Below are 26,757 nucleotides of genomic sequence, written 5' to 3' on the forward strand. Positions count from 1 at the left end.
CGGGGACGCTCGCACTACAATAAAAAAAATGCTTTTTACAAAACTGAGATGCTCCCATTAACATAGTCCTACTTAGATAGGCTACTCTATACCTTAAGACTAAGAACAAAGGTATAAATTCGGTTTCTTCCCTTGTGGGGCGGGCTTTCCAGTCCGCCTCCGCAGCTATAACTTCCATCCACAGCAGCTTAATTAATCTTAACAGCAACCGCAATCCGGCTTTAATACAATAGTTTAGCCAGCGCGCCTCAAAAAATTGTTGCTGGACTTCAGAATTTTCTCAGAATTGAGAGTTAGTTTAAACTCACATCTTGCACCATTCTCAAGAACAGGCTTTTCGGCCTGTTCCACAAGAGATAAATTTTCTTGTGGAACAGGCCGAAAAGCCTGTTCATAAAAAGATTATTGAGAATGCTGCAATATCTCAGTTTAAATAGACAACGATCGCCCGATTCAATCGATCGAGGAAATTTACCATGAAAACAGATTACCTCATCGTCGGCAGTGGTTTATCAGCACTGGTTTTCGGAGCTTTGATGGCAAACTCCGGCAAAACCGTACACATCCTCGAAGCTCACGAACATCCCGGAGGCTTTGGTCACACCTTTACGATGGCCAAAAAATACACCTTTAATGCCCAATTCCACTACGTTTGGGACTGCGGCGAAGGACATACAGTCAATCGAGTTCTCAAAAAACTCGGTCTCGATCGAGATGTCACCTTTGAACGGTACGATCCGAATGGCTACGACCACATGAGAATGCCTGGGTATGCGCTGGATATTCCCTCCGAACCAGAGGAACTGATCCGCAGATTGTCGGCGCTGTTTCCCGAAGCGGGCGAGAGAATTCGCCAATTCGTCAACGAAGTCGAGAAAACCGGCGAGGGACTCAGAAAACTCGCTCCTCCCGTCAAACCAATTGAATTGCTCAAAAATTTCGGTGACGTATTCTGTGCCGTCCAACATCTCAATAGTACACTTCAAGACGTTTTCGACAAGTTCCAACTCCCGCAAGCCGCCCAAACCCTATTAGCCCTGCAATGGCCGGACTTTTTGCTGCCTCCAAATCAGCTTTCTTTCTATGCTTGGATTGCCTTGTTTAGAGGCTATCAAGAAGGCGCATTTTACCCGACGCAGCATTTTGAATCTGTCATCAATTCTTTAGTTAAAGTCATTGAATCCAACGGGGGGAAAGTTCTATTAAACCATGAAGTCACGAATTTTAGGGTGACAAACAGAACAGTAACCGGTGTTGAAGCGATGGATTTGACCACGCATCAAACCCATGAATTCACGGGCGACAAGGTGATTTGCAACCTTGACCCGAAAAGAGCGGCCAAGATGATTGGAGAGGAACAGTTCTCTAAAACAGTGCGGCGGAAACTCAACTATGAGTATTCTGCATCTAACTACATGGTGTACTGCGTTGTCAAAGATATCGATCTCCGAGACTATGGATTTGGCAAGTGGAATACGTTTCATACGGAACACTTGGATCTAAATGAAGCTTTTGCTCAAATGTACGAGCAAAATGATTTTTCTCGTCCGAGTTTTGCAATTACAACGCCAACTTTACTGACCCAAGCGCGGCGGGATTGTCCAGAAGATTGTCAAATTGTCGAATTTCTGACTGTTGCTAATTACAGCTATTTTAAACAGCTTTGGGAGAGCGATCGCAAAGCTTACAGACAGAAGAAACAAGAGATTCTGGACTCGATTTTAGATGTTGTTGAAAAACACTATGTTCCGAATTTTCGCAAACACATGGTCTTTCATGTTACCGGAAGTCCGACGACTAACGAGCGCTTCTGCTGGTGTCCTAACGGTAATTCCTACGGTTCCAGCCTGACGCCGCGCAACATGGGGGTCGATCGACTAAATCATGAAACATCCCTCAACAATTTCTATTTCTGCAACGCCTCTTCGGGCTATCCAGGCTTTGCGCCGACATTTTGGACGGGGGCGCTGCTTTATCAACGTTTATCCGGCGATGCGATTTTAGGCTAGGAGGAATTGGTTACTCGGCGATTGAAATCGCTACTACAGAAACGAAGTCTGCCTCCGCAGACTAAAAAATAAAAAGGGCATCACATCCAACCTGGCAACGAGAGAAAGCTAGAAAAAGGTTCTTGTCCCCCCCTTATTAAGGGGGGTTAGGGGGGATCGGATCGTTTCTCCAACAGCTCTTAAGCATTCGATGATTAATGTTCCATTCTATCAATCTAGGAGTGAACTATGAGAATTGCAATTGTTGGGGGCGGAGCCAGTGGTATGGCAGCAGCCTACTGGCTCGATAAACAGGGGCATCACGTCACTGTGTTGGAAAGTCAGCCGATTTTAGGCGGACACATTCGGACGCTGAACAAAAATGTTGTACCCAATCAATCGGAGTGCAATGAAATATTAGAAAATGGGGTGCTGGAATTTCCGACGGTGTTTTACAATTTCGCGGCTTTTATGCAGGATCTAGGCGTTGAATTAGAACCGGTGCAGATTGGTTCCGCGCTGTTTTTTAAAGATGGCACTCACTTTTTGTCGGCGGTATCTATCCAAAAGAATTTCACCGGAATCCAACGCCTGAGCGAGTATTTGCGACTTGATAGTCTCTACGCTCGTTCGGCGGGATTTATTTTAAGAATGCGGTTTGCTAAACAGCATGATTTCTACGGCGTGTCGCTTTCTGAGTCTTTGAAAAGCTCGTGCGTCCGCAATTATTGGCTGAAGTTGCTGACGATGTACAGCTACTCGATACCGTTTGAATTGCTCGACAATTTCCCGGCAGAATTAGCGATGCCTGTTCTACGCGAATATGGCTTGGTCAACTGGGTGAGGATTAAAGGCGGGGTGTATTCTTACATTGAAAAGATTTTGGAGCGATTTAAGGGCGATATACGGCTAAATGTGGAGATTTCCAATATTTTTAGAAGTGCGGATGCTGTAAAAATTGTGCTTTCTGATGGGGAAATCCAGGAATTTGATAAGGTGGTTTTTGCGATGCCACCAGACCAAGTGATGAGGCTGTTGTCCGATCCGACGGAGGCGGAAAGGAAGCGGTTTTCGGCGTGGAAACCCAGTTATGCCACCACTGTACTGCATTCGGATACATCAATGTACGATCGCTACGGTATCCGCAAGTTATCTGAATTTGATTTTTTCGAGACGGACAAGGGATGGGGATATAATGCGAGCTTGAATCAGCTTTGCGGCATCTCCTCGCCACGAGAGTACAGTTTAGCATTTCATCTGGAGGAGTCGATCGGCCAAAAGCACATTATTCACATTCAGAAACATCACACGCCGCTGTACACTGTCGAGTCTTTTCGATATCGAGATGAAGTTATCGAGACTAATGGCGAGAACAACACTTATCATGCGGGAGCTTATTTGGGGGATGGTTTGCACGAAGGAGCCATTACCTCTGCTTTGCGAGTCGCGAAATTAATCGGGTGAGTTCAATTGTGGTGCTACAAACTCTCGCAAATATCAGTAAATTTCTTGCCGGTGCAGCACTCTCACAAAAGTAGTGATGTCTGCATCAAAAGTTAAACCAATGCGAGAGTCGTCCACTCGGATGCGAGATAATTTTTGCCGCTGGCTAAGCTGCGACACCACGTGCTGCTGTTAAGTAGACATCATTGCTCAAAGATGGGGGCATTGTTGAGCCGGCTAACTGAGTACCCTCAAAGTTGGTTCCCGTGAATGTTGCCCCGCTCAAGTCGGCTTCGCTCAAGTCTGCATAGCACAGCCTAGCCCAATCGAGGTTTGCCTGCACCAAAGAAACTCCCACCAGATTTGCCCTGCTTAAATCTGCTCCCATCAACTTGACGCCCCGCAACTGAGCCCCGCTGAGATTGGCGGCTAACAAGTTCGAGCCTTCCAAGTTTACCCCGTTCAGTTTGGCTTCGCTGAGGTTGACGCCATTGAGATCCGTCCTGCTCAGGTCGATGCCATTGATGTAAGCTTTGCTGAGATAGATGCCTGTTAGTTGAGCGCCAAAAAGCTTTGCACCGCTGAGTTTTGCCCCTCCACAGTTTGCCCAGTTGAGGTTGGCTCCCGTGAGGTTGGCGCCCCGCAGGTTGATGAATTGCAGGTCGGCTGTACACAAATTGGCGTTCCAGAGGATGGCGCTCCGCAGGTTGCTACCGATGAGTTGGGCCCCACTCAACTTTGCCCTGGGCAGTTTTGCTTTGACGAGGAAAGCTCCGCTGAGATTGGCTTTTGTAAGCTCTGCGTCGGCTAGCCTGGCTTGGCCCATTTTGGCAAAACTCAGATTTGCCCTGTAAAGGTTTGCGCCGTTTAGTTCTGCTTTGGTGAGATGCGCCCGACTCAGGTTAGCTCCCGACAGGTTAGCCCTCGAAAGGTTTACGCCAACCAACATAGCTCCGCTGAGGTTTGCTCCGCTGAGGTTTGCGTCAGCAAAGTCTCTGTTTCCATTTTCGTACTGTTTGAGCAGCTCGGTTACTTCCATACCGGTCACATTCCTAATAGCGGAAATTTATCTATAAATAAACACTCTTTATAAATATTTTATCTCAAAGGAACCGGATGCGATCGCACTTTCAAGAAAGCTGAGAATCAACTTTATATTTATACATATACTTTGTGCTTTTTGCAGAGTCCCGACCGTTTTGATGTCATAGTCTGAAACCCTTGATTTACTTAGCCTCTAGTGTGCTTGGGCAAGGGTTGCGATCGTACTGAGATCCGTGAAACCGTTATTTTCAGTAGGTAAGCCATCAAACCCTGTCCGAAGTGTTAATAAATAGTAAAATCAATATTTTTGTTGTCCACTGTGGCTAACAGCTTTTTTAAACGGAGACTGCAAATTTGTTAGTTGTGTTTGCGTCAGGTGTCGCGCAGGCTGGCATGGCCATAGCTCCATATTTTATCTACTGTCATTTTTCATGAAAATTAGATGTGGAACAACAGCTTAATCAGCCATAATTTTTCTCGGTAGTCTCGCAGCAGTTAGACGATCGTGCTTTTCCATATTTGCTTGAGTCGATCGGGGCTAAAAGTAATTGCAAACAGTGTACTTCTGAGGGATGTATCGATATGCCTAACGGTAGATGCTATTTGTTCAAAACCTAGTGCATAATCTACTGACGATTGTAGAAAACTAACAGCGAGTAATATCCGTATAGCATCACCTCGTCTACTTGCAGTTAGGCAGATGTGTCAATCTATGTTATGCTGAGTCAAAATTGAGGAAGGATCATGTCAAAAGAAAGAAAAAGCAACAAAGAAGTCAAAAAGCCAAAGAAACAACCTGATGGTGTTGCTAAGCCGAAGGATGACAAAAAAAATTATGGTAGCACCGATGGCCGCAAGTAGAGATAGCTGCCACTGTCGGAATTGCGATTAATTTTGTTCAATTGTCATTACGATCGATTTTTAACATATTAAAATATCCTATTTTGGGATTATCCGAAAACAGGTTTATTATATTTAGGGAATATGCAGTGCTAAACCCCAAGTATAATGAAATCTGTTTTTAGCGATGAATATGAAACCTTCCGTTGCTGTATGATTGCGGCTCGTAAAGAAGCGCAACTAACTCAGGAGTCTGTTGCTAAATCTCTTAAAAAGCCCCAGTCTTTCGTAGCCAAATATGAAAACGGTGAACGAAGGTTAGATGTAATTGAGTTTCTGTTAGTTGCTCATGTAATTGGTGTAGATCCTTGTGATATTATTAGGAAAATTTCACAAAAAATATCTGAAGCATCTTGTGAGAGCGAGATATGAATACGCAAGATGTAATCAGACTTGCATCCCAATATCTAGATCGCTTATCGGGTAACACTTTCGACGTTTTAGATGTATCTAAACCTGTTACCGTAGATGCAGCGGTTAACCTGTCTAAAGTTATCTCAAAGCTTTCGCCCTTAGTCGGAAATTTAATCGAATTTAACACCGTTGAATTCTTGAATCAACAAAATGAGTTCGCTGAATTTGGAAAGTGGCATAGGCAAGATCCGGGCTTTCCAGATACTATTTTCCTCGGCATAGTTCAACCAACGCCCGGATTAGAAATTAAAGCGTGGTTCCCACTAGCAACAGAGATAACAGCACGTTTCAAAGATAGTCAGAATCACTTTAGGTTCGATCCGACCTACGTTGCTATCCTGGCATAGCTACCCGATAAAATCATCTATGGCAAGCCTCGCATTCTTGATGTGTGCGTTGTCTCTGGTTTATCGGTAGCTGTAGCGAGAGATACCCACTATCACAATCCGCCAGATTATCTTGTTTTAGAGCCGGAAGATACAACTCAAAGAACAGCAAATTTGCAACAAACAAACACCAGTGGATATAAATTCCAAGGCTCTGCTGAGGAGTTTTTAGAAGCTGAGAAAATAGTTGATTCATGGGGTAGTCAAGGAAAAGTCTACAAACCAACTAGAGAGTATCAGCGCCTTCTGCGGGAGCTACGGATACGCTATGAATATAGACTAGATACAAATTTTGCAAAGATGGACAGAATTGTACATCCAGGCATTGAGGAATTTAAGCGACGTGTCTACAATACTGAAGTTTCTGGTATGACCGTTGGTCGGTGGAATAAGCTTTTATCAAGTCGCCTAGAAGGCAGCATCAAGAAATCCCTACAAGATTATCTACAGATTAGAGAAGAGAGTATTGATGAAATTATTGATTAAATCTCTGTACACCATAGTAGAAATAGTCGGGGTCTATCTCGCAAGAAAAGGCTTTTCGTTTTAGTTTACGTGCTGACAAAGCTGCACTGAAAAGTCCACCAAAAGGTTCCCATATCACATCGTTTTCATCGCTCGATGCCTCAACAATAAGGTTCATCAGATCCAAAGGTTTTTGGTTGAGATGTAATGCTTTTCCAGAGAGAGTTTTAACTCTCTCATCGCCCCGTAAAGCTTGACGCTCCCAAACGTTTGTAAAACCGTGAGGGCATCTAAATTTCGATCGCATCTTGCTCCATTCTTGTCCCGTTAAAGGCTGATTGCCATCCAGCGAAAAGTATGGTTTTCCTTGAGGACTACCATACTCATTTGCATAGTTCACTAGCCTTTCAAACATCTCGGTCGGAGGGAAATACCACAAATGCCCTTGATCGAAGTATTTCCTGGTTGCTGCATCCACCACCCCGCAAGCATTATTGGCCCGTCGTAATGGCAACCCAGAGCGTTTCCACTCTCGCAATAACCACGCCTTTAAGGTAACTTCATTAACTGTTACTTCTCTAACGTATTGAACGCAGACTTCTGTAACGACGGGGAACCTGCGAATTTTCTGTGTGTTAACATTCCCTGCGATATGACCTTTTCCCTTGTTCCAAATATTGGAATTGACATAGCGCCAACCATATTTTTCTAGAAGTGGATGCACAATAGCCCAACCAATCTCTGAATTCCAAAACCAGAGTGTTGTACAGGGTATGGCTGCTTTTGACCAGGCTTCGATATGAGGTTTATACCAATTAGGTAAATCAATGTGATCTGAGGTATCTCCTTCAAACCCAAGAATACCGTAAGCTCCATCTGAAACTATGACAGTAGGTTGCTCCCAATTGTCGTAGTGCTGGAGACTATCGCCGAGATATAAAGTAACGTATTCGTCACTCCATGCAGAAAAATTAAAATTGGTATTGAGATTAGCTACTTTGCCACGACCAACAGTGCTGCTCGCTTTGCGTTTTAAGATGCTGGGAGAATTCGCTTCTGCGTTAGGACTCATTTGTTGACTTACGTGACTGTAAAAATTAAGTACAAATATTTTATCCTATTTTGGGATATTGAGGTTTAGTGATACCAAAGTTAACCTACCTACTTCCGCTTTGTTGACAAAAAAAAATAGTTCGATCGCCCAATCCCATCAAATCCCATCAAATCTATCACAACGATATCTCAGTCACCGCAATATTACCCTCAAAACACACGTCAACATCAGTCCCCGCCGCCCGATCGCGCGAGCCATATTCTCCCGCATAATAAAAGTATTCTCCCTCCACCCGGTAAACAACTGGCAGCGGCTGCGTCGAAGGCTGGCAAAACACAATTTCCGGTTCCGCACTTCCCGGCGCTAAATGTGGCAAATTCACATTCCAGAAACACCCCGACTTTGGTTCCCGGTTCAGCAAATCCGCCAACACCCGCGATGTCCAGCGAGTAGCGACATCCCAGTCTATTTCGAGTGGCCTTTTAATCCGGTGGGAAATTGCGATGCCCGGAATACCGTGCATGGCTGCTTCCCGCACAGCCGCCACCGTACCCGAAATGTACACGTCAACCCCCAAATTGCCGCCCGCGTTAATACCCGAAAGCACCAAATCCGGCTTCGCACAAACGTGATGAAGAGCAATACGCACGCAATCGGCTGGTGTTCCCCCTACAGCATACTCAAATTCCGATCGGCGATCGACATGAATCGGACTGTGAGCCGTCACTTGATGCCCGCAGCCCGACAATTGCCCCTGCGGAGCCACCATAATTGTTTTGCCTTCTACAGCCTGCAAAAGTGCCTGAATCCCTGGAGCATCGATGCCGTCGTCGTTGGTTAAAATTATTGTCATTGAAAATTTGTCTGTTTGTAAGGTTATTGTGTCACTGGCGGGCGAGCCGATGCAATTTCAAATTGTAGGGGGCGCGGGGATTGTGTCGATTTTAGATTTTAGATTTTAGATTTTAGATTTACTTCACAGATGAATCTGGGAGATTGGACAAGAGTCTAAAATTTTTATCTTTCCACGACATTAGTCGGGGGCTTGTACCCGTTTTTGGGCGGCATCTGCATAACGTTAAGTGTAGTGGACTTACGCACTGAGACTGGGCTCGACCAGGTTTTTTCAGCGGTACCCAGGCTCTCCACGCCGTGCTTTAGTGGCTCAAACCCAGTATCTACGCCTGGGAAGAGTTACTAATTCTATATTTACTTACTGTGCAACTATATTTTACTTTCGCGTTCATCTGGCGATCGGCTAACATATTCCTCACGACCTGTATAACTTATTACGTACTGTTGGTGATGTTACGTAGGTAGCGTTTGTGATAACCGATGATACCGCAAGTTGCAATAACGGATAGTTAGCCGTGGAATGCTTCTGCCGCAATCATCCTAGCGTTTGCAACACAACCGAGTTTACGAAAAGTTTAAGAATAAACCTTGAAGAATATTGTTTTGGTAAAGGTATAAAAAATGTATAGACAAACACTTTTAAATGAGCGATGTTGTAAATATATACCAGACGAAATCAATAAAGTCAATCCCCCCAGCGATATAAAAAAGGTCTTACTCTTATGAAAACCAACTTCGCCCAACCACTAACCGCGTGTCTAGCTACCGCTGGTTTAGCCATTGCTTCTTCATTACTAACTGCAACGCAAGCCCAAGCATTCAGTTTATCCGTGGCTCCTGAGTACGGTACTACCAACGGCATTGGCACCGGCGCTACTGCAACATTGGACTTCAACTTTGTCCAAAGTGGAGCCGATTTGCTCCTGAATTTAGGCATCACTAATACCACGGGCACTAAGACTACAGCCGGTGGCGCAACAGACTCTTCTCTCGTTGGGGTGGCATTTGACGTATTGAGTGGCGTTAGTGCATCGGTTCAATCCACATCAGGCAGCTCTTTTACATCGTTTTGGCAAAACGTTGAAATTAGCGGTTTGCAAAAAGACGGTTTCGACTATGGCATTAGCACTCCGCGCCAAGAGTTTGAAGGTGGAAAGGTTAAAGGAGGCTTATATAAAAATGAGTCAACTTTGGTTAGCTTTTTGCTAACTGGCAGCAGTCTGAGTGCGGCTCAGGCAGAAAGTGCTTTCTTGACCGGATTCCAGAATGGTACGCTCAAGGCAGGGGTTCGCTTCCAGGATGTAAGTGGGTCTCGTGTTGGTGACAGTGACAAAGTTATGGCCGGAGTTTCGGCTGATGCTGAGCCAGTGCCCGAACCAACCACTATTGCAGGTATGGTGATGGGATTGGGAAGTTTAGTAGCAGCACGCCGGAAGCAGGCAAAAAAGGCACTTGCTTAAATTTTATCAGGGGTGCGGGTCATCCATCGGCAGAAAAGCTCGCCGCAGTTCTAGTGAATTCAGCTTAACTTCTAGTATCAACTCATAAGAGCCAGCACAGCTATCGTGCTTCTGGCTCTTATTTTTGTTCTTCACCTTGACAAAATTGTAGATTTTGTCAAGGTGAAAAACAAAAAATTTGCGATGCCCGCATTTCCGCAAAAATTGACCTAAAATCCCAAAATCCCCAGAAAATATCAACCAACTTGTGGTAATGTTTTGTGTCGGTTGCTATGTGGCAATCCTTCTGCAAGTTCAGTTAAACGCGCTCTCAGCAATGTTTTTGCCAATTATACCCTTAGCTCAAGCAATCCCGACACCTCCGACCCAACAAGTCATCATCGAGCGAGAATTCCCGCTACCGGAAAACGAACTGGATTTGCCAGCGCCTCCAACAACCGCCCCGCTGAACACTGTGACGGTGCCTCAGCAAGTGCGCGTTTTACCGGGAAAACTCGACAACATCCCGGTTTTCAACAGCAACAGTCCGGAAGTCGTGCAAACCGAAGGCATTTTGCTCTCCACATTTCCCCAGGAATCAAAACAAGTACCTTCGGCTCATTTAAACTTTGCCTTCAAAGGCCGATTTGACATCTTTGCCCACCACATCGCCAGGGCTAAAAATCGCGAAGAAACTCGCACCTTATTTCAAGGAATAATTGTCCACAATCCTAACTCCGAACCTGTTACTTTAAATGTCTTGCAAGGAGCAACTTATTTAACTCGGCCGGATGCCTTGTTTGTCGATTTGCCGTCGTATTTAGAGAATCGATTCGGCACTGTGTTTGCGGGGCCTGGAAGCCGCATCACGAGCGATGTGCTGCGGGGATACAGACAAGCCATTTTGCCGGCTGCGATCGAGATTCCGGCCAATCAGAGCCGAATGCTGATGAATTTGCCGATACCTGTGGGCAATGTCACGCCTTCTTCCAATGGTCGATCGACCTTGATGCGAATGTCGAGCAGCAATTCGGTTTATGTAGCCTCATTAGCCATGTTTGCTCCTAAAAATCAAGAAGGAGTCGAGCAATATCCGACTTTAGAAGAGTGGGAAAATATTTTAAATACCAAAGGTTTAGCAGGGCCCAGAGATTTAGCACCAACTCCGAGAGGCGAAAATCCGGTGCAAAAAATTTATGGCCGCGTGGCAGGAGTCGCTGAAGGCTCGCAGTGGCAAGCTAAAATTACGGACAATTCGAGAACCGATTATTTAACTATTCCCAAGCGCGGCGAGTCATTTTCCTATGCTTTGAGCACAACGGATACGGGGACTTTTGGCACCGGTCAAATTCAAAGCGCAAAAATGTTAGCTCGATATCCCGATACTGCTTATTCTGCTCACGGTAATTACGGGATTCAATACAACTTAACTTTTCCGCTTTACAACAAATCTCGTGAATCCCAATCTGTTAGCATTAAAATGCAAACACCCGTCAAGGCAAATACAGAAGCGGGGGGATTGATGTTTTACGATCCTCCTGAAAATCGGATATTTTTCCGAGGTACGGTGCGGGTGATGTTTAAGGATGATACGGGCAAGACTTTGACGCGCTACATTCACATTGTGCAGCGCAGGGGACAGCAGGGGGAACCTTTGGTGAATGTGAATATGAAGCCGGGGGAACGCCGTTTGGTGCAGGTGGATTTCTTGTATCCGCCGGATGCGACGCCGCCGCAAGTTTTGACTGTGCGATCGAGTAATTAGTTATTGGTTGACTGTATATTTACACTGTGCGAAACGTGGCTGAATTTCTCACAACAAAAAGTACGATCGCTACTCGACGGGCTCGCCCTTAACATACAAAGATTCGAGAAACTTAACGGCTTCATCAAGCACAGCTTCCGGTAACTTCTCAACAATCGCGATCGCCCTTTGACGGATTTCTCGATCGACTGCTTTTGATTGCTGCGAGTCAGTGTTTGCTAAACTGCTAATTTCAAATGACTTTTGCTTTGACAAAGCTGTTTCTGGAGTAACAAAAATGCCAACATCTGCGGGAAATTCGACAGTTTCTCGATTGTAGTATTTAACAACCTGAGTTGTCACATTCATCGCTACCCGCTGATTAAATCGGAAAACTTCTGAAAAAGTGCGATCGCCGCGAGTAGTCTGAAGTAAATGTTCTCCCACTTGATTGACTTCTGTTGTAAAAATAAATTTGTGTGTATCCGTACCAACTGACAGCAAAACCTCGTGAGTATGAGAGCCAATCGCAGGTTGAACAGACAAAACTTGCACCTTCATCGTCTTAATGAGTAATATCAAATCCGTTGGTATCGGATGGTATCGGAATTATTGCTCTCTCTCTTCTCTTCCTCTGTGTCCTCTGCGGTCTCTGCGGTTAAATCATTCCGAAATTAGACATCTCATTAAAAGCTAAGTCTAAATCCCCCTTTCCTGCAAATAAGAGTAAAAGGGAGATTTAGGACGATCGCTAAAGCGTCAAAGACTGAGGATTTGTCTCAATCAATTTCGCTAAATCTTGCAAGAAAGACGCCGCATCAGCACCGTAAATAATCCGGTGATCGCAAGTAATATTCACCTGCATTTGCCGCTTCACTCCCATCAAACCATCCTCGTTTGCCACTACTTGCGGCCGCGAAGAGCCGATCGCCAAAATCGAGCCTTGATTCGGCGGCAAAATCGCGTCAAACTTGTCTACTCCAAACATTCCCAAATTGGAAAGAGTAAAAGTTCCCGTGCTGTATTCATCAGGCTTCAACTGCTTGGTGCGGGCGCGATCGACTAAATCCTTCCAAGTGCGGGAGAGCGAATAAATGTCGAGGCGATCGGCATTTTGCAACACCGGCGTAATCAAACCGCCGCCATCCATCGCCACCGCTACCGCCACATTAATATCAGCGCGGTGTTGAATTCCCGACTCCACATAACAAGCATTAAGCAGAGGATGTTTTTGTAAAGTTACTGCTACAGCCTTCGCCAGCATAGCCGTCATCGTGACGCCCTTCGACTTAATTTGTTTGTAGAGTTTGTCCAGATTATCAGTAGTAATTGTGTAACCGACGCGGAAAGAAGGCACGCTCAAACTTGCTTCCATATTCCGCACCACCGCATTTTGCAGCGCATTCATCGGTACTCTTTGGCCCGAAAGTGCCACCGCCGGGACTGGTGCGGGTGCGGGTTTGGCTGCTGCGGGGGCGGGTGCTGCGGGGGCGGGGGCGGGTGCTGCGGGGACTGTTACCGGTTGTTGAACCGGAGCGGGTTGGGCTTTTCCGGCTGCTGCTTCCACATCCTCTGCGACAATGCGACCGTTGGGCCCGCTGCCTTTGATAGAATTCAAATCTACTTTAAACTCTTTGGCTAATTTGCGAGCGCGGGGAGAAACGACGCTGCGGCCGTTTTGGCGGCTGACATTTTGCTGCAAACCTGCTGACGATGTAGCTGCGCTCACAGGAGCGGGGCTGGGAGCCGGGGCTGCTGCTGCGGTTGGAGCGGCGGCTCCTTGCTGCTGAGCGACGGCGATTTCGGCTTCTGTTTCTGCTACGAGGGCGATTGCCGCTCCCACCGGAGCAACTTCGCCCGCAGGTACGATAATTATTGCTAAATAGCCTTCGTAGAAAGACTCGACATCCATGTCGGCTTTGTCGGATTCAACCACTACCACCGTTTCGCCTTTTTCTACTTTGTCTCCGGCGGATTTGACCCAGGAAACAATTTTGCCCTCTGTCATGGTAGAACTCAGGGCTGGCATGAAAACTTCGCGAATCATCTGTAAAAAGTCCTTTTGTGTGGGTAAGAGGTAATCGGTATTTGGCAATTGATAATTGGCGCTCGGCCACCGGCAATACTTATTATTATGCCAGTCTCTCGCATTCTTGATGTGTGACTGTTGACTCAAAATCACTTGCCAATTACCGATCGCCAATTACCACTTACCATTTTCTAAATATCACCTCGAATTTCTTCGACTATGCCGTCGCGGAGGAGAATTTCTACTTGCATTTTTTGAATCAAGTTTTCTCCGAGCCCGACAGTGAATGTGCCGTCAATTTGACCTTGACTCACTTCTTGTTCCAGGTCTAGCACCTGCACTTGCTGAAGCTGTTGCAGGTTTTGGTTTTTCTGTTCTAACAGTTCGCTTTTTCTTTGATTCACCTGCACTTGAATGTTTTCTATTTGCTGCTGTACTTGCGGGCCTGGGGGCTGCAGATTTTGCTGTTTGATTTCTGAAATCATCCGCTGCCCTTGCATTTCTAACTGTTGTAGCTGAGAGTCTATTTGGTTGATTTGGGCTTGGAGTTGCTGTTGAGCTTCTTCTTTCCAGCGGGGAGTAACGACGACTTTAACGTTAATCGATCGCTTCAAGAGTAATTGTGGTTCCATAAAGTTGTTGCTTGTCAATTAGGAATTAGGCATTAGTCATTAGTTTGTAAACATGAACTAATGGCCCAGGACTGAGGACTCGGACTCGGGACTCGGGTGTTGGGATAATTTTTTCTTTTCCATTCCCCAAGTCCTGCGAATATTTCAAAACATCCCGTCAATCATATCGCGGTAGTGTTGCGTCACAACCGGGCGCTTAATTTTCAGGGTCTGGGTCAACATTCCATTTTCGATCGAAAATGGCTCCTGAATCAACCGGAACGGGCCGATGCGATCGTCCGCGCGGTATCCAGGGCGATTTTGCACCTCTCGGTTCAATTCTTTTCGGAATAAATCTTGAATAGTCTTGCTATTCCAGTCAATTTCGTGTAATGGGGGATTCTGAGTTTCTGCCCATTTCTGCACAGCTTCTGCATTGGGGACAATTAAGGCGCCGACGGATTTCTGGTCTTGACCTACTAGCATAATTTGGTCGATGTAGGGGCTGCGGAGGCAGGCGTCTTCTATGGGCTGGGGTTCGATGTTTTCGCCGTTGGTGAGGACGATCGTATCTTTGGCCCGCCCGGTCAAGATTAAGTCGTTTCCCGGTGTCAGCCAGCCCAAGTCGCCGGTATCGAACCAGCCTTCGGAGTCTATGGCCTTGGCAGTCGCTTGGGGATTAAGATAATAACCCTGCATAATTTGCGGCCCCCGCGCCAATACTAAACCGCGCTGGCCTGTTGGCAGTTGCTGTCTGGTTTCTGGGTCTACTATTTTAATTTCGGTATGGGCTAGAGGCTGTCCTGCGGAACCTTTAAGATTGTGCCAAGGGCGGCGGACGGTTAAAACCGGGGACGTTTCGGTTAAACCATATCCCACTAACAAACCGATATTCGCTATTTCAAAGAAATTGTCTATATGCGCGGCCAAAGAACCGCCACCGCTAATCGCCCATTTTAAGCGTCCCCCTGTAGCTTCCCTGACTTTTTGGTAAACCAGTTTTTCGGCGAGGGCGTGCACGGGCGACAACAGAATGCTTTTGGTGCGGGCGATTAGTTTTTCGGAAGCAGAAGCCGGTTTCAAACTGAGAGTTAATCCTTGGAAAATGCGGCGGTTCTCGATGTATTGCTGGCTGGCAGATAACAGGAAATCCACCAATTTTTGTTTGTTAGGTGGCTGTTCCCGAAATTGCTTTTGTACGGCCTCATAAATCGATTCCCAGATGCGCGGAACGCTGACCATGTACTGGGGTTTGTAAGTTTTAAAGTCTTGTTTGAAATAGCGAATATTGGTGTAAATTTGCGTGCATCCTTGGGAAAGCAGGAAGTATTCGACGCTGCGTTCGTAGGCGTGCCAACTGGGCAGAATGCTGAGTACGCCGTCGCCGCCTTCGGGCTGGAGAATTGTGCCCAAGGTGTTGAGTTGGTGCAGCAGGTTGCCGTGAGTCAGCATGACGCCTTTGGGTTTGCCGGTGGTGCCGCTGGTGTAGAGGAGAGTGGCGAGGGTTTGAGGCTTGTGGTTGGAGGGTTTGAGGGAACGGTTGGCCCCTGTGGTCATCACTTGGGAAAATTTGACTGTGCTTAGGGTTTGGCTGGTTTCCGGTTCTTCGTCGGAGAGGAGGACGATGAGTTGAATGGGCAAATCAGGGAGGCGGTGTTGCAGTTTTTTCAGTAATGCCAGGTTTTCGACTACCAAGGCGGTGCTGCCGCTGTCTTGGATGATGTACAGGAGTTCTTGAGGGTCGGCGGTGGCGCCTCGAACCACGTTCGCGGCCCCGGCCATCATGATACCTTGGTCGGCTATCAGCCAGCGGGGGCTGTTGTCTGCGAAGAGGGCGACGCGGGGAGGGACTGCTTCTTCGGGATTTGGTTCGATGCCTAGGGCTTGTAAGCCGGCGGCGAATTGCTGGATTTGCTGGTAGAGGTCGGTGTAGGTGAATTTGATTTCTGGCTGGCTGTGGGGGTCGTGGAGGGCGACGGTTTGAGGAAATCGCTGTTTGACGATCGCCCAAATTTCGGGTATCGATCGAATGGAACTGTAATCAATTAGCTTGCTGAGGTTCGCGCGTTCGCGATCGGTCATTTGAGACGATGTGTAAGATGCTGGGCCGTTCATAGGGTATTTTCCTCAGTTTATGGAGATAAAATTATTGGCTATAAGTTTAAGATCGCAGTTATTTTACAACTTTATGGCAGTATCGTGACAGTTTGCCAACCTGCCATTGTCTATTTAGAAAATTAGGGATACAAAATGATCAAACTTATAGTTGCACAGAAACAGATGAATTTACCAAGGTTGATAGTAGTTGCATTGAGTGCGATCGTAGCATTATCTGGAAATCTACTTGGAGCCGAAGTTGCACAGACGCAACCGGGAAATAGTAGACGAACATTTGCCGATTGGTGTCGCCAAAAAGCTTCTTTGAGTCCTGAAACTAAACATACTGTTGATGTGCTGTTGCAGAAAGCTGAGACTACTGAGTGCGATGCGGCAGATCGGAAACTTTCGAGTCTCACGGGACTCAGACTCATTGACAATAAAATCAGCAACATCCAACCGCTAGAGTCCTTGACTAACCTGACTCGGCTCATGCTCATGAGCAATCAAATCAGCGACATCAAACCACTAGCATCCTTGACTAAACTGACTTGGCTCTGGCTCGACAACAATCAAATCACTGACATCAAACCGCTAGAATCCTTGGCTAACCTGACTGTGATCGGGTTCGCCAACAATCAAATCACTGACATCAAACCGCTAGCATCCTTGACTAACCTGACTGTGATCGGGCTCGCCAACAATCAAATCAACGACATCAAACCGCTAGAATCCTTGACTAACCTGACTATGATCGCCCTGGCCAACAATCAAATCACTGACATCAAACCGCTAGCATCCTTGACTAACCTGACTTTGCTCACCCTTGGCGACAATCAAATCAGCGACATCAAACCGCTAGCATCCTTGACTACCCTTGACTGGCTCACCCTTAGCGACAATCAAATCATCGACATCAAACCGCTAGAATCCTTGACTAACCTGAGATTGCTCACCCTTAGCGACAATCACATCAGCGACATCAAACCGTTGGAATCCTTGACTAACCTGAGAGAACTCCATCTCAGTGGAAATCCGATCGCACCCAAGACTTGTCCTCTCAAGCCAGAGTCTATCTGTAAGTGGGAACTACAAGCTAAACCATAAAACTTCAAAATGACGCCCGATCGGCCTAGCGTGATTATGAATTTGGTTGCTTTTTTAAACGCGATCGATCGTTCAACCGTATATTACCAGCGCTCGCTCGTACCTAATATTAGATGCCTTTATTCAGGCCTGATGTAAGTACCTAAAAATTCCAGTTGATTCATCATTTCTTCCCCAGACTTGCTACCAATCAAATTCAACAAACCGCGCAACTGTTCGCCGACAGAATAACTTTGTCGCGGCACAACAATAATTCCTGCATGACTTTTACCTACTGCAACAAAGCTCCCGTGCAGCCGACAGAAATCTCGACTATTAAAAGTATAAATGACTCGACCTTGCTCAGTTGCCCATATCAATTGTTCTTCATCTATACGCCCTAAATTATTGGCTTCTGAAACAGTTACTACATCAATCCCATTTTCTCGCAAGGCTTGCACGAAAGCTTTTCTGAGCGTATCTTCATCTAAATACAAACGAATCTGGCTCATTAAATTCTCCCAGCCCTGCGATCGGCTTCCAATCGCTCGTACTCAGCTAATTCGGCAGCTAAATCTGCCTCAATTTCCTTGCGGTTAGCGTGATAGTAAGATAGCGCTGCATAAATTTGTGCTAAATTTAAATAGGAAATTTCTTCAAGTATTGCTTCTGGGCTCATCCCTTGTTGATGCCAAACGGCAATTTGAGCGATAGAAATTCTAGTTCCCGCAATGCGGGGACGCCCTCCACAGGTTTCAGGCGTACTGACAACCAGCGTGCCGATGTCGATCGCAGTTGTTGACATACTTACCTCTTACGAAAAACTCAAATAAGCCAAAATATCCTGTTGTGTGAAATAGGGGAAATTATCTAGGATTTCTCTATCGTTCATCCCAGAAGCAAGATATTCCCACAGGTTATCAACCGTAATTCTCATGCCTCGAATACAAGGTTTACCGCATCGCTTACCAGGTTCGAGCTTCACGATCTTAGCGATGTCTTGTTTTGACATGGCATTTTCCCTTTAAATTCTGTTCTCAATTTTAGCACAAACAGGACTTACGCATAGGTGTTTTGCAGTCATCGGAAAATAGAATCGGGATTTGGGGTGTCTCGTCAATCGATTTTAGATTTTAGATTTTAGATTAAAGAATTGAAGCATTGACCCCACGGATAAATTCGGGGGGCAAGTTTCATCGGATACAGGTTTTTTATTTCTCCACGTATGAATCCGGGGGCTTGTATCCTGGATGCTTTCAGTCAGTCATCTATGCCATCCCACAGTTCGGAAATAGGATGTAATTTGCCTTCTTTAATTTGCTGGAGGGAGGTGCGGAGGCTGGCTAAGACGAGTTCGGCAGGATCGTCATCGGGATCGGCGGGCGGGCTGACGATATGGCGACTGATTAATAGTTGGTAGAACTCGTCCACAGACATTACAGCAAGTTGAGCGGATCGATCGAGACTGAGGCTGTGCTGCTGATAAAGTACGATCGCGAGTTCCCGTCGCACATCGGCTTCAGTCAGGGGGAGATTGTCGGGAAGGTCGATCGTAATTTGCATGATTTATAGTACATTTTAATTTTGATGGTCTTTTAAGTGCGATCGTTTAATTTTGCAATTCGGTTTTAATTTTATTACAAAAATCGATGAATTGACGGAAAGTAGTCAGTTGTTCCGGCTGAACTTGAATCCTTGCCAATAGCTGTTGCAAATAAAAGGGCTTGAGTACATCTCCCGGTCGTTTTTTAGAATAGGTAATATTTTTAGCTTCAAATAACGCTCTCAAATAAGCTCCGTGAAACTGAGCGTGAGTATTAAAATCTTGATATCTGCCCATATTTTCGGGACAGTTAACTGAAACATCGTAATATTTAGTATAATCTAACAAAGGTTTGTTTTGAGGATTTCTGGAATAAATCTTGCGATTGCCTAACAGCCAACTTTCCAAGCAGCGATTCTGAAATATCAGCACAAGTTCTGCATTGTTTAATTTCAATTTGTGCTGACTTAAAAAATCATAAATTTCTGTTGTGAGTTCGGCAACAGTATTTTCCTCGGCATCGAGACATACTACAAAATAGCTGTATTTTCCGTTTGAGTTAATTTCGGCGATCGAACGCGGGATAAAATCGTATATTAATGAAGGATATCCTTCACCGCTAATCAAGTAATAATTTTTTTCATTCACATCATCGCAATTGTCAACTCGCTGCAATTCCGGTAAAAGATGAGCCAGCCAAGCTGGATAAACTTTTCTCTCCGATTGCTTCCCTTCAACTAAAAAATACAGATTCATTAAACTTTGATTCCTTCGCTGTATTCTTCAAGATTAATCAGTTGCGTAAAAGCTTGATGCCTCGATTTTCCTAAATTCAAATCTTTAGCATCTTTCACAGTTACCACCCCACCTTTGCGAGTGACTATTTTCCAGTGCTCCATCCCAATATTATTGATTATGTAGGGATGGTGGCTGGTGAGAATGAATTGGATATTTCTATTTTCCACAATCAAATCTGTCACAACATCAATGCAATTAATCCCCAAGCTGTTTTCAAATTCATCAATCAGGATTACAGTGCCTTCGGGCGACAAATACAGTTGGCTAATGTGAATTAAGGTTTTCAGCATCCCTGACGAGATATTCTCTTGAAAAATCCACTCTTTGACACCTTTCTCTTTTATCTGAATGGGAAAATTGGGGGATGAATCATCATATTGTACCGCTTCTATTTTAATATCTTCCACTTGAGGGAATGCCTGTATAAATATGCGCTTAATATTATTGAAAATTTCTGGATGATGGCGGTAAACAAGAACCAGTTTCATCTGGATTTGCAAGTCACTTGCCTTAATATAATCTAATAATAAAACATCGCTTACGGAGGTGGTTGACATCATTACACTCATATTGTAAAAGAAATCAAATGAACTTAAATCATAGCTAACTATTTTATTAAAACCCTGTTGAACCGGTGAAATATCTTCCTCTTGGTTTAAAATTTCTACTACGCTTTGAAATGGCGATAGTTTCGGAGTTTTATTTCCCTGAAATATAATTTTATTAGGTGTTCTTTCTATAATTACATTTTTTTCTCTTAATAAATGTTCTCGAACAATTCTAAATTCATTAGTTTCGTCTTGTTCCTCAAAAATGATAGGCAGATTTTTTTTTGTTTCAAATTCGCCTTGCCAGCGGTACTCTACATTGTTTACTGTCGAGAATGTAACGTCCCATGCCAAACCGTTTAATGAAGCACCATTAGCTATTCGTTGTAAATTCAAAATTCCTTTCAAAATTTGTGTTTTGCCGACACCAGATACGCCAACTAATAAAGCCAAGTTGGAAAAATAGATGGGTTCAAAACGCCACTCTCGTAAATTATCCCAAAAAGCTACTTTTTTAATTCTCATTTCTCCCTCCCATCAATCATCTGCGTCCATCAGTGTTCATCAACCTACATCTGCGGTTAAAAACTCCTCTCAAAAACCGCTCCCCGTCCCATCTCCATCCATTCTACTATATGGCGGGCCAACGAGTAGATATGTCAGCACTTTAACATAGCTGGGTGCTTATGGCGCACCTTACCCCCACAATAAAATTGAACTATGAGTGGAACAGGCATCTTGCCTGTTCCTGAAACTTGTGCAATATCTCAGATTTAAGCGACACGGCGAGGTGCATCCACCATCGGCGCAGTGCCAAACAAATGTCTGAGATAACTGCGACTGAGTTCGCGGTTCCAGCGCCGCAAACGCACCATCACTCGCGTGAATGTAAAAGTCAATTCCACCACCAAAGAAAGCTGCTTGAGACTGAGTGAAGTATTAAACACATCATTACCATGCGTGCGTTCAATCTGATGATGTTTCAGCAAAGCAATCAGGTTTTTGGTAGAGCCTTTCAGTTGATTGAAATAACTCTGGGAGAATGCCCAGCGGCTGAAACCCCAAAACTTAGCCAAATGATTGATTTCATCCTGTAAAGGCTGGGAAATTGCCTGTTGCAACGCTCCAGTTGAGTGTACCATCAACCATAAATAAACAGAAGTAGCTCCCCACTCGGTACTCAGGCGACTAATCACGTGTTTATAGGTATCTTGCCAAGCGTCACCTGTGGATTGACAGCCATTCACAGAGTTGGGTTTAACTTGCAGTTTTTCCCCTGTAAGTTGCTGGTAAATTTTCCTAAATGTCGGGCAATGTTGGCGTTCTTCTTTTTCCCAAACACCTATCTCTAAAATCAGGGTAAGCTCATCTAATTTGGTATAATATGAACTTGACAAAGTTAACAAAATAAGCATAAGAGACTGTGTAGACAGCACACTTGACTCCTAACACAGATCAGTGAGATGACAGTAATACTGTAGTTGAAAATCTCAAAAAATACCCTATATGTTTCAAGGCTTTGACAACAAAACTGCCGATACTCAGAAAAATTTTCCTCCTGAGAGAAAGCTAACAGAAGTGGCAGATATCGCTTGTATTCAAAAAAGTTTAGTTCAGCACTTCCAAGATATTAAAGATCCCAGAGTGGAGAGAACGAAGAAACATCAACTCACAGATATCTTAGTAATTGCGATTTTAGCAGTAATTGCTGGAGCGCAAGGATGGGAAGACATGGAAAATTATGGCATTAGCAAAAAACAGTGGTTAGAAAAGTTTTTGGCATTACCTCACGGTATTCCCTCTGATGACACTTTTCGTCGGGTATTTGAGTTTATTAACCCAGAAGAATTGAATCGTTGTTTTCTTCAATGGGTAGAAACCCTTGTCACCAAGATGGGAGGAGAAATAATCCCCATAGATGGGAAGACCATTAGGGGTTCGTATGACCGAAATCAAGGTAAATCGGCACTCCATATTATTAGTGCCTGGTCGAGTGAACAACGTTTAGTTTTGGGACAGATGAAAGTAGAAGATAAATCTAATGAAATTACTGCTATTCCTGCATTATTAGAATTACTGGATATCACCGGTTCCATTATCACTATTGATGCAATGGGGACACAAACAGAAATTGCCAAAAAGATTATCGACAAGAAAGGAGATTACGTTTTGGCGCTCAAGGCAAATCATCCCACTCTCTACAATCAGGTTCAAGAATGGTTTGAAACAGCTTCTTCTCAGCAATTTCAAGGCATTGATGTCAGTTATGAAAAACGCATCGAAAAAGGACACCATCGCCGAGAAATTCGTCAAGTCTGGTCGGTTCCGGTTTCTGCAATTAATCATCTTTATCAACCCCGATTATGGGCAGGACTTCAAAGCGTTGTCATGGTTGTACGAGTCCGTCATCTCTGGAACAAAACTACCCGTGAGGTGCAATTTTATTTGACTTCTTTACACAGTAATGCTCAACTTATTGGTCTGGCTATCCGAAAACATTGGGGTATTGAAAACCAGGCTCATTGGACTCTTGACTGTACATTCGCTGAGGATGCTTGTCGCATTCGCTCTTTCCACAGTCCTCGGAATTTTGCTCTTTTACGACGCATCGCTCTTAATGCCCTCAATCGAGAACTGACTTACAAACGCAGTCTCAGACAAAAAATGAAACGCACTGCTATGGATAACGATTATATGATTCAAGTTCTCTTTTCTTGTTTTCTTGACCCTACATTAGATTCTTCTGAGTCCTTGTGTCAAGCCTAATTGAGATGCTCTTACCCTGTCTCTAAAATGTTGCCGTTGTCATCAAAAATTCCTCCCATAAACCGCGCCATTTGCGGGTAAATAGGCTGTAAGTAGCACCAACTTTCTCTACCGTAGCTGCGGATGGGGGCTTCAATTTCTGCCGCACTTGCCAAAATTTGTAAAAATATTTCTGGCTTGACACCAATAATTTGGTCGCGATTGATTCCTTGCCAATCTATGGGTTCCCAAGGGCGGGGATGCGGGGCGGAAAATTGGTGGGGGAGGTCGGAAAGTCGATCGCTCAAAACTTCCAATGACATATAATGGTCAATGAGAGAGTTAATCCTGGCCCGACTTTGCAAGTAGCGAGGGTTTTGATACTGATTTCCAGCCAAATCAATTGTATACACCTTACCAGTAGCTTTCATTGTTTCTACCTGTTTGTAACTTTTACAGCTATTGTGCAAAAGGCTTTTGGGAAGTCGCAATGAGTAAGCTGCAGGCTGCTCAATTACTAGCAGTTGCCTTAACTGAGCCGAACTCAGGTGAAACGGCATGAAGTAGGGTGAACTAAACAACACATGATAGCCGTAATGTCTGCCGAAGAGCAACCTTCCTCCCATCAATTATCTGCGTCCATCAGCGTTAATCAGCCTACATCTGCGGTTAAAAACCCACATAATTTTGCCGCCACCAAGCCCGCACAAACTTAATCTCCTCAAACGTATAACGTTCTTCCAAAAAATCATAAATTGCTCTCAGTTTTTCATCTCCCATAACTTCAATAGCGTACACTATCGCCTGCTGGCGTTCCGATTCCACCAACAAATTTATATCAACTTCCCTGCCCATTTCCATCAATTCTATCAGATGCCCAGAAATAGTATTAGGACTCATCCCCCGCGCATTCGCTATTCCTTGAACTGTCAAACCTTGTCGGTATAATTCCCAGGTTTGCATCTGCGAATAAGACGCAACGTTGGAAAGATTGGGAAGATTAGCGACATCAGAAGATGCAGCACCACTTGGCAATCCTTGTTCTTGGCAAAAAGTGCGAATTGCCTCCAAGAAAACCTTGCCGTATTTATCTCGCTTGTTGCTACCAACCCCGTAAACTTCCTCGAATTCTCTGAGATTTTGCGGGCGTTTTTCTGCCATATCTCGCAAGCTTTTATCAGCAAAAACCACGTAAGGTGGCACAAATTGTTCGTCGGCAATTTGTTTGCGTAGTGTCCGCAGTATGGTAAATAAAGCTTCGACTTCTACTGCCAAAGAACGAACTTTTGCCTGTACTTCCCGCTGCGGTTCAATTGCGATTTCAACTGTGCGCTGACGTTTCATGATTTCCCAACTTTTTTCATTCAGTTTCAAAATGGGAAATCCGTCTGTTCTTTCCTCTAAAAAACCTTGATTTAACAGGGAACGACTCAATTTTTTCCAATCGTCGGCACTTCTATCTTTGCCAATTCCGTAAGTAGAAAGTTTGTGGTGCTGGTATTGCAATACTTTTTGATTTTTGGAACCGCGCAGCACGTCAATAATGTGATTCATGCCGAATTTTTCTTGGCATCTGGCGACGCAAGAAAGAAATTTCATTGCCTCAATCGTCCAATCTTCTACTGGTTTTTGGTTGCAACAGTTATCGCAAGTACCGCAGTTGCCGGGGAATGAATCGCCAAAATAACTTAACTGGATTGTGCGACGGCACTCGGTGGATTCTGCATAGTTGATTACTCGCCGCAACTGTTGGCGGGCAATTCGTTGTTCTTGCGGATCGGGTTTTTGCTCGATGATGTAGTCGATCATTTTGACATCGCCGTAGCCGAAAAATAAGCTGCAATGGGCGGGTTCGTTGTCTCGGCCTGCGCGGCCGGATTCTTGATAGTATCCTTCGAGATTCTTGGGTAAGTCGTAGTGAATTACAAACCGCACGTCGGGTTTGTTAATGCCCATACCGAAGGCTATTGTGGCTACCATTACTTGCACGTCGTCGCGAATGAAGCGGGTTTGATTGGTTGCGCGATCGACATCGTTCATGCCGGCGTGATAGGGTAAGGCTTGGATGCCGCTTTGTTGCAATTTATAGGCAACTTCATCAACTTTTTTGCGGCTGAGGCAATAGATAATTCCCGAACCGCCTTTTTTTTGGATAATTTGCAAAACTTCGGCAAAACTGTGCTTGGTTTTGGGGCGAACTTCGTAGTATAAATTGGGGCGGTTGAAGCTGGCGACGTGGATGTAGGGATTTCGCAGAGTTAGCTGCTGGATGATGTCTTGGCGGACGCGCTCGGTGGCGGTGGCGGTTAGTCCCATAATGGGAATGTCGGGATATCGATCGCGCACTCGCTGCATTTGCCTGTATTCTGGTCGAAAGTCGTGCCCCCATTCCGAAACGCAGTGGGCTTCGTCGATCGCAAATGCCGAAATTCCTAATTTATTTGCTACTATATCTAAAAACGGTAAAAATCTCTCACCGAGCAAGCGTTCGGGTGCAACGTAGAGCAATTTAATCTTACCTTCGAGAATTGCTGTTTCGCGCGATCGGGTTTCCTGAGAACTCAAAGTGCTGTTGAGAAAAGTCGCCCCAATTCCATTATCCTGCAAAGCCTCCACCTGGTCTTGCATCAGAGCAATTAACGGCGACACAACCACTGTCAATCCCGGTTTCAACAGTGCCGGTAATTGAAAACACAAAGACTTGCCACCGCCAGTCGGCATGACAATCATCATATCCCGTTTTTGTAAAGCAGCTTCGACAATTTCCTGCTGCCCCGGGCGGAAAGAGTCATAGCCAAAAAAATGTTTGAGTGCTTGTTCCAGGGGCAGTGGCACAGAAGATATTGGCGGATGAGACGCTGACATTTGCAGTAGTTGGTTGTTGGCTTCTCAACTATTCTATGCCTTTTGAGCACAAATACAGTTACAATAATTGAGAATCTCAATTTAAGCAGAAAAACTGATGCCGAAAGCAATTTGGAATGGTGCCGTTTTGGCCGAGAGCGACAAGTGCGAAATTGTAGACAACAACTATTATTTCCCCGCCGATGCCATCAACCGCGAGTATTTCAAGGACAGCAGCACTCACACTACTTGCGGTTGGAAAGGTGTTGCTAGTTACTACAGTGTCGAAGTCGGCGGACAAGTTAATAAAGATGCTGCTTGGTACTATCCTACTCCGAAAGATGCTGCTAAAAATATTGCCGGATATATTGCTTTTTGGAAAGGAGTTAAGGTAGAAGCTTAGGTTTTTTCCGCAGGTTTGTTAGCTGGCGATTCCGACAGGCCGCCAGGGAATTAATTCCCTGGCTCATAGCTGAAGTCGTCTTAAGACGACTGGGGAAATTAGGGAGGAATAACATAAGTTGGGATGAGTTCAAATAGAAATAATATCTAATATCTACTGATAGCGATTGCTCCTCTGATAATTGTCAATCCTTTAAAATATAGGACAGAGCTTAATTAAATTCAATACCATAATACCAATTTAATGTGAAGTTGCACATATCTCGATCCCCCTAAATCCCCCTTAATAAGGGGAGTAGGGGTTGACTTTGAGAAGAATCTT

Annotated in this window: 27 protein-coding genes; 10 read left to right on the forward strand and 17 right to left on the reverse strand. The window is 44.9% G+C overall.

Features of this window, described 5'->3' with window-relative positions; translation table 11 throughout:
* Positions 1–476: 476 nt before the first annotated feature.
* The gene (locus tag QUB16_RS17020; RefSeq protein WP_333317780.1) at positions 477–2,009 is read left to right on the forward strand and encodes an NAD(P)/FAD-dependent oxidoreductase; all 1,533 of its coding nucleotides are present in this window, start codon (positions 477–479) and stop codon (positions 2,007–2,009) included.
* Positions 2,010–2,237: 228 nt separating this feature from the next.
* Positions 2,238–3,452: an FAD-dependent oxidoreductase gene (locus QUB16_RS17025; RefSeq protein WP_333317782.1), complete on the forward strand. Its 1,215-nt coding sequence runs from the start codon at positions 2,238–2,240 to the stop codon at positions 3,450–3,452.
* A 33-nt stretch (positions 3,453–3,485) separates the two neighbouring features.
* On the opposite strand, the gene QUB16_RS17030 is transcribed toward QUB16_RS17025, so the two are convergent.
* Together QUB16_RS17030 and QUB16_RS17035 are read right to left on the reverse strand one after the other, a co-directional pair.
* The gene (locus tag QUB16_RS17030; RefSeq protein WP_333317784.1) at positions 3,486–3,611 is read right to left on the reverse strand and encodes a hypothetical protein; all 126 of its coding nucleotides are present in this window, start codon (positions 3,609–3,611) and stop codon (positions 3,486–3,488) included.
* A complete protein-coding gene (locus QUB16_RS17035) occupies positions 3,598–4,470 on the reverse strand; it encodes a pentapeptide repeat-containing protein (RefSeq protein ID WP_333317785.1) in 873 nt (290 codons plus the stop codon). The genes QUB16_RS17030 and QUB16_RS17035 overlap by 14 nt, the downstream gene beginning before the upstream one ends.
* Before the next feature lie 1,013 nt (positions 4,471–5,483).
* On the opposite strand from QUB16_RS17035, the gene QUB16_RS17040 reads away from it, so the two are divergent.
* Genes QUB16_RS17040 through QUB16_RS17050 form a run of 3 tightly spaced genes read left to right on the forward strand, consistent with a single transcriptional unit; the run spans position 5,484 to position 6,661 of the window.
* Entirely contained in the window at positions 5,484–5,747 is a 264-nt protein-coding gene (locus QUB16_RS17040) for a helix-turn-helix domain-containing protein (protein WP_190736647.1), read from the forward strand.
* Positions 5,744–6,136, forward strand: coding sequence for a hypothetical protein (locus QUB16_RS17045; protein WP_333317787.1), 393 nt, complete (start codon positions 5,744–5,746; stop codon positions 6,134–6,136). Before QUB16_RS17040 ends, QUB16_RS17045 begins: the two co-directional genes overlap by 4 nt.
* Before the next feature lie 42 nt (positions 6,137–6,178).
* A complete protein-coding gene (locus QUB16_RS17050; protein WP_333317788.1) occupies positions 6,179–6,661 on the forward strand; it encodes a hypothetical protein in 483 nt (160 codons plus the stop codon).
* On the opposite strand, the gene QUB16_RS17055 is transcribed toward QUB16_RS17050, so the two are convergent.
* Together QUB16_RS17055 and surE are read right to left on the reverse strand one after the other, a co-directional pair.
* The gene (locus QUB16_RS17055) at positions 6,651–7,712 is read right to left on the reverse strand and encodes a DNA methyltransferase (protein ID WP_333317790.1); all 1,062 of its coding nucleotides are present in this window, start codon (positions 7,710–7,712) and stop codon (positions 6,651–6,653) included. The genes QUB16_RS17050 and QUB16_RS17055 overlap by 11 nt on opposite strands.
* 157 nt (positions 7,713–7,869) lie before the next feature.
* A complete protein-coding gene (gene surE / locus QUB16_RS17060) occupies positions 7,870–8,547 on the reverse strand; it encodes a 5'/3'-nucleotidase SurE (protein WP_333317792.1) in 678 nt (225 codons plus the stop codon).
* A gap of 724 nt (positions 8,548–9,271) precedes the next feature.
* On the opposite strand from surE, the gene QUB16_RS17065 reads away from it, so the two are divergent.
* Positions 9,272–10,009, forward strand: a complete 738-nt coding sequence (locus QUB16_RS17065; RefSeq protein WP_333317793.1) for a PEP-CTERM sorting domain-containing protein — start codon at positions 9,272–9,274, stop codon at positions 10,007–10,009.
* Between the two features lie 316 nt (positions 10,010–10,325).
* Positions 10,326–11,753, forward strand: a complete 1,428-nt coding sequence (locus QUB16_RS17070) for a DUF3370 domain-containing protein (protein WP_445251130.1) — start codon at positions 10,326–10,328, stop codon at positions 11,751–11,753.
* Between the two features lie 69 nt (positions 11,754–11,822).
* Here the strand turns inward: QUB16_RS17070 and QUB16_RS17075 are convergent, their stop codons facing one another.
* The 4 genes from QUB16_RS17075 to QUB16_RS17090 all read right to left on the reverse strand — a co-directional run bounded on the left by QUB16_RS17075 (position 11,823) and on the right by QUB16_RS17090 (position 16,487).
* Complete coding sequence (locus QUB16_RS17075) at positions 11,823–12,278, reverse strand: hypothetical protein (protein WP_333317797.1); 456 nt, start codon at positions 12,276–12,278, stop codon at positions 11,823–11,825.
* Between the two features lie 205 nt (positions 12,279–12,483).
* Positions 12,484–13,779 (reverse strand): dihydrolipoamide acetyltransferase family protein, encoded by a 1,296-nt coding sequence (locus QUB16_RS17080; protein WP_333317799.1) that lies wholly within the window; start codon positions 13,777–13,779, stop codon positions 12,484–12,486.
* A 173-nt stretch (positions 13,780–13,952) separates the two neighbouring features.
* Positions 13,953–14,393: a YlqD family protein gene (locus QUB16_RS17085; RefSeq protein WP_333138001.1), complete on the reverse strand. Its 441-nt coding sequence runs from the start codon at positions 14,391–14,393 to the stop codon at positions 13,953–13,955.
* Between the two features lie 144 nt (positions 14,394–14,537).
* Positions 14,538–16,487 (reverse strand): long-chain fatty acid--CoA ligase, encoded by a 1,950-nt coding sequence (locus tag QUB16_RS17090; protein WP_333317801.1) that lies wholly within the window; start codon positions 16,485–16,487, stop codon positions 14,538–14,540.
* 135 nt (positions 16,488–16,622) lie between these two features.
* On the opposite strand from QUB16_RS17090, the gene QUB16_RS17095 reads away from it, so the two are divergent.
* On the forward strand, positions 16,623–17,576 hold the full coding sequence (locus QUB16_RS17095) for a leucine-rich repeat domain-containing protein (RefSeq protein ID WP_333317803.1): 954 nt from the start codon (positions 16,623–16,625) through the stop codon (positions 17,574–17,576).
* A gap of 119 nt (positions 17,577–17,695) precedes the next feature.
* Here the strand turns inward: QUB16_RS17095 and QUB16_RS17100 are convergent, their stop codons facing one another.
* The 7 genes from QUB16_RS17100 to QUB16_RS17130 all read right to left on the reverse strand — a co-directional run bounded on the left by QUB16_RS17100 (position 17,696) and on the right by QUB16_RS17130 (position 21,859).
* Positions 17,696–18,067 carry a DUF5615 family PIN-like protein gene (locus tag QUB16_RS17100; protein ID WP_333317805.1) on the reverse strand — a complete coding sequence of 124 codons (372 nt, stop codon included), beginning with the start codon at positions 18,065–18,067 and terminating at the stop codon, positions 17,696–17,698.
* Positions 18,067–18,360, reverse strand: a complete 294-nt coding sequence (locus QUB16_RS17105) for a DUF433 domain-containing protein (protein WP_332946314.1) — start codon at positions 18,358–18,360, stop codon at positions 18,067–18,069. Before QUB16_RS17105 ends, QUB16_RS17100 begins: the two co-directional genes overlap by 1 nt.
* Before the next feature lie 9 nt (positions 18,361–18,369).
* Positions 18,370–18,567, reverse strand: coding sequence for a DUF433 domain-containing protein (locus QUB16_RS17110; protein ID WP_333317807.1), 198 nt, complete (start codon positions 18,565–18,567; stop codon positions 18,370–18,372).
* 248 nt (positions 18,568–18,815) lie between these two features.
* Complete coding sequence (locus QUB16_RS17115; protein WP_333317809.1) at positions 18,816–19,118, reverse strand: UPF0175 family protein; 303 nt, start codon at positions 19,116–19,118, stop codon at positions 18,816–18,818.
* A gap of 46 nt (positions 19,119–19,164) precedes the next feature.
* Positions 19,165–19,854 carry a hypothetical protein gene (locus tag QUB16_RS17120; RefSeq protein ID WP_333317811.1) on the reverse strand — a complete coding sequence of 230 codons (690 nt, stop codon included), beginning with the start codon at positions 19,852–19,854 and terminating at the stop codon, positions 19,165–19,167.
* The gene (locus tag QUB16_RS17125; RefSeq protein WP_333317813.1) at positions 19,854–20,969 is read right to left on the reverse strand and encodes an AAA family ATPase; all 1,116 of its coding nucleotides are present in this window, start codon (positions 20,967–20,969) and stop codon (positions 19,854–19,856) included. Before QUB16_RS17125 ends, QUB16_RS17120 begins: the two co-directional genes overlap by 1 nt.
* A gap of 248 nt (positions 20,970–21,217) precedes the next feature.
* Positions 21,218–21,859: a hypothetical protein gene (locus QUB16_RS17130; protein WP_333317815.1), complete on the reverse strand. Its 642-nt coding sequence runs from the start codon at positions 21,857–21,859 to the stop codon at positions 21,218–21,220.
* Positions 21,860–21,950: 91 nt separating this feature from the next.
* Between QUB16_RS17130 and QUB16_RS17135 the strand changes: the two genes are divergently transcribed.
* A complete protein-coding gene (locus tag QUB16_RS17135) occupies positions 21,951–23,210 on the forward strand; it encodes an ISAs1 family transposase (protein WP_333271927.1) in 1,260 nt (419 codons plus the stop codon).
* A gap of 11 nt (positions 23,211–23,221) precedes the next feature.
* Here QUB16_RS17135 and QUB16_RS17140 read toward each other — a convergent pair whose 3' ends face one another.
* Both QUB16_RS17140 and recQ read right to left on the reverse strand, forming a co-directional pair.
* Positions 23,222–23,815 (reverse strand): hypothetical protein, encoded by a 594-nt coding sequence (locus QUB16_RS17140; RefSeq protein WP_333317817.1) that lies wholly within the window; start codon positions 23,813–23,815, stop codon positions 23,222–23,224.
* 43 nt (positions 23,816–23,858) lie between these two features.
* On the reverse strand, positions 23,859–26,054 hold the full coding sequence (recQ, locus tag QUB16_RS17145; protein WP_333317819.1) for a DNA helicase RecQ: 2,196 nt from the start codon (positions 26,052–26,054) through the stop codon (positions 23,859–23,861).
* A gap of 97 nt (positions 26,055–26,151) precedes the next feature.
* On the opposite strand from recQ, the gene QUB16_RS17150 reads away from it, so the two are divergent.
* On the forward strand, positions 26,152–26,436 hold the full coding sequence (locus tag QUB16_RS17150; protein ID WP_190738299.1) for a DUF427 domain-containing protein: 285 nt from the start codon (positions 26,152–26,154) through the stop codon (positions 26,434–26,436).
* The last annotated feature ends 321 nt before the right edge of the window (positions 26,437–26,757 follow it).

Source organism: Microcoleus sp. D3_18a_C4 (genome assembly GCF_036702415.1).
Lineage (GTDB): Bacteria > Cyanobacteriota > Cyanobacteriia > Cyanobacteriales > Microcoleaceae > Microcoleus.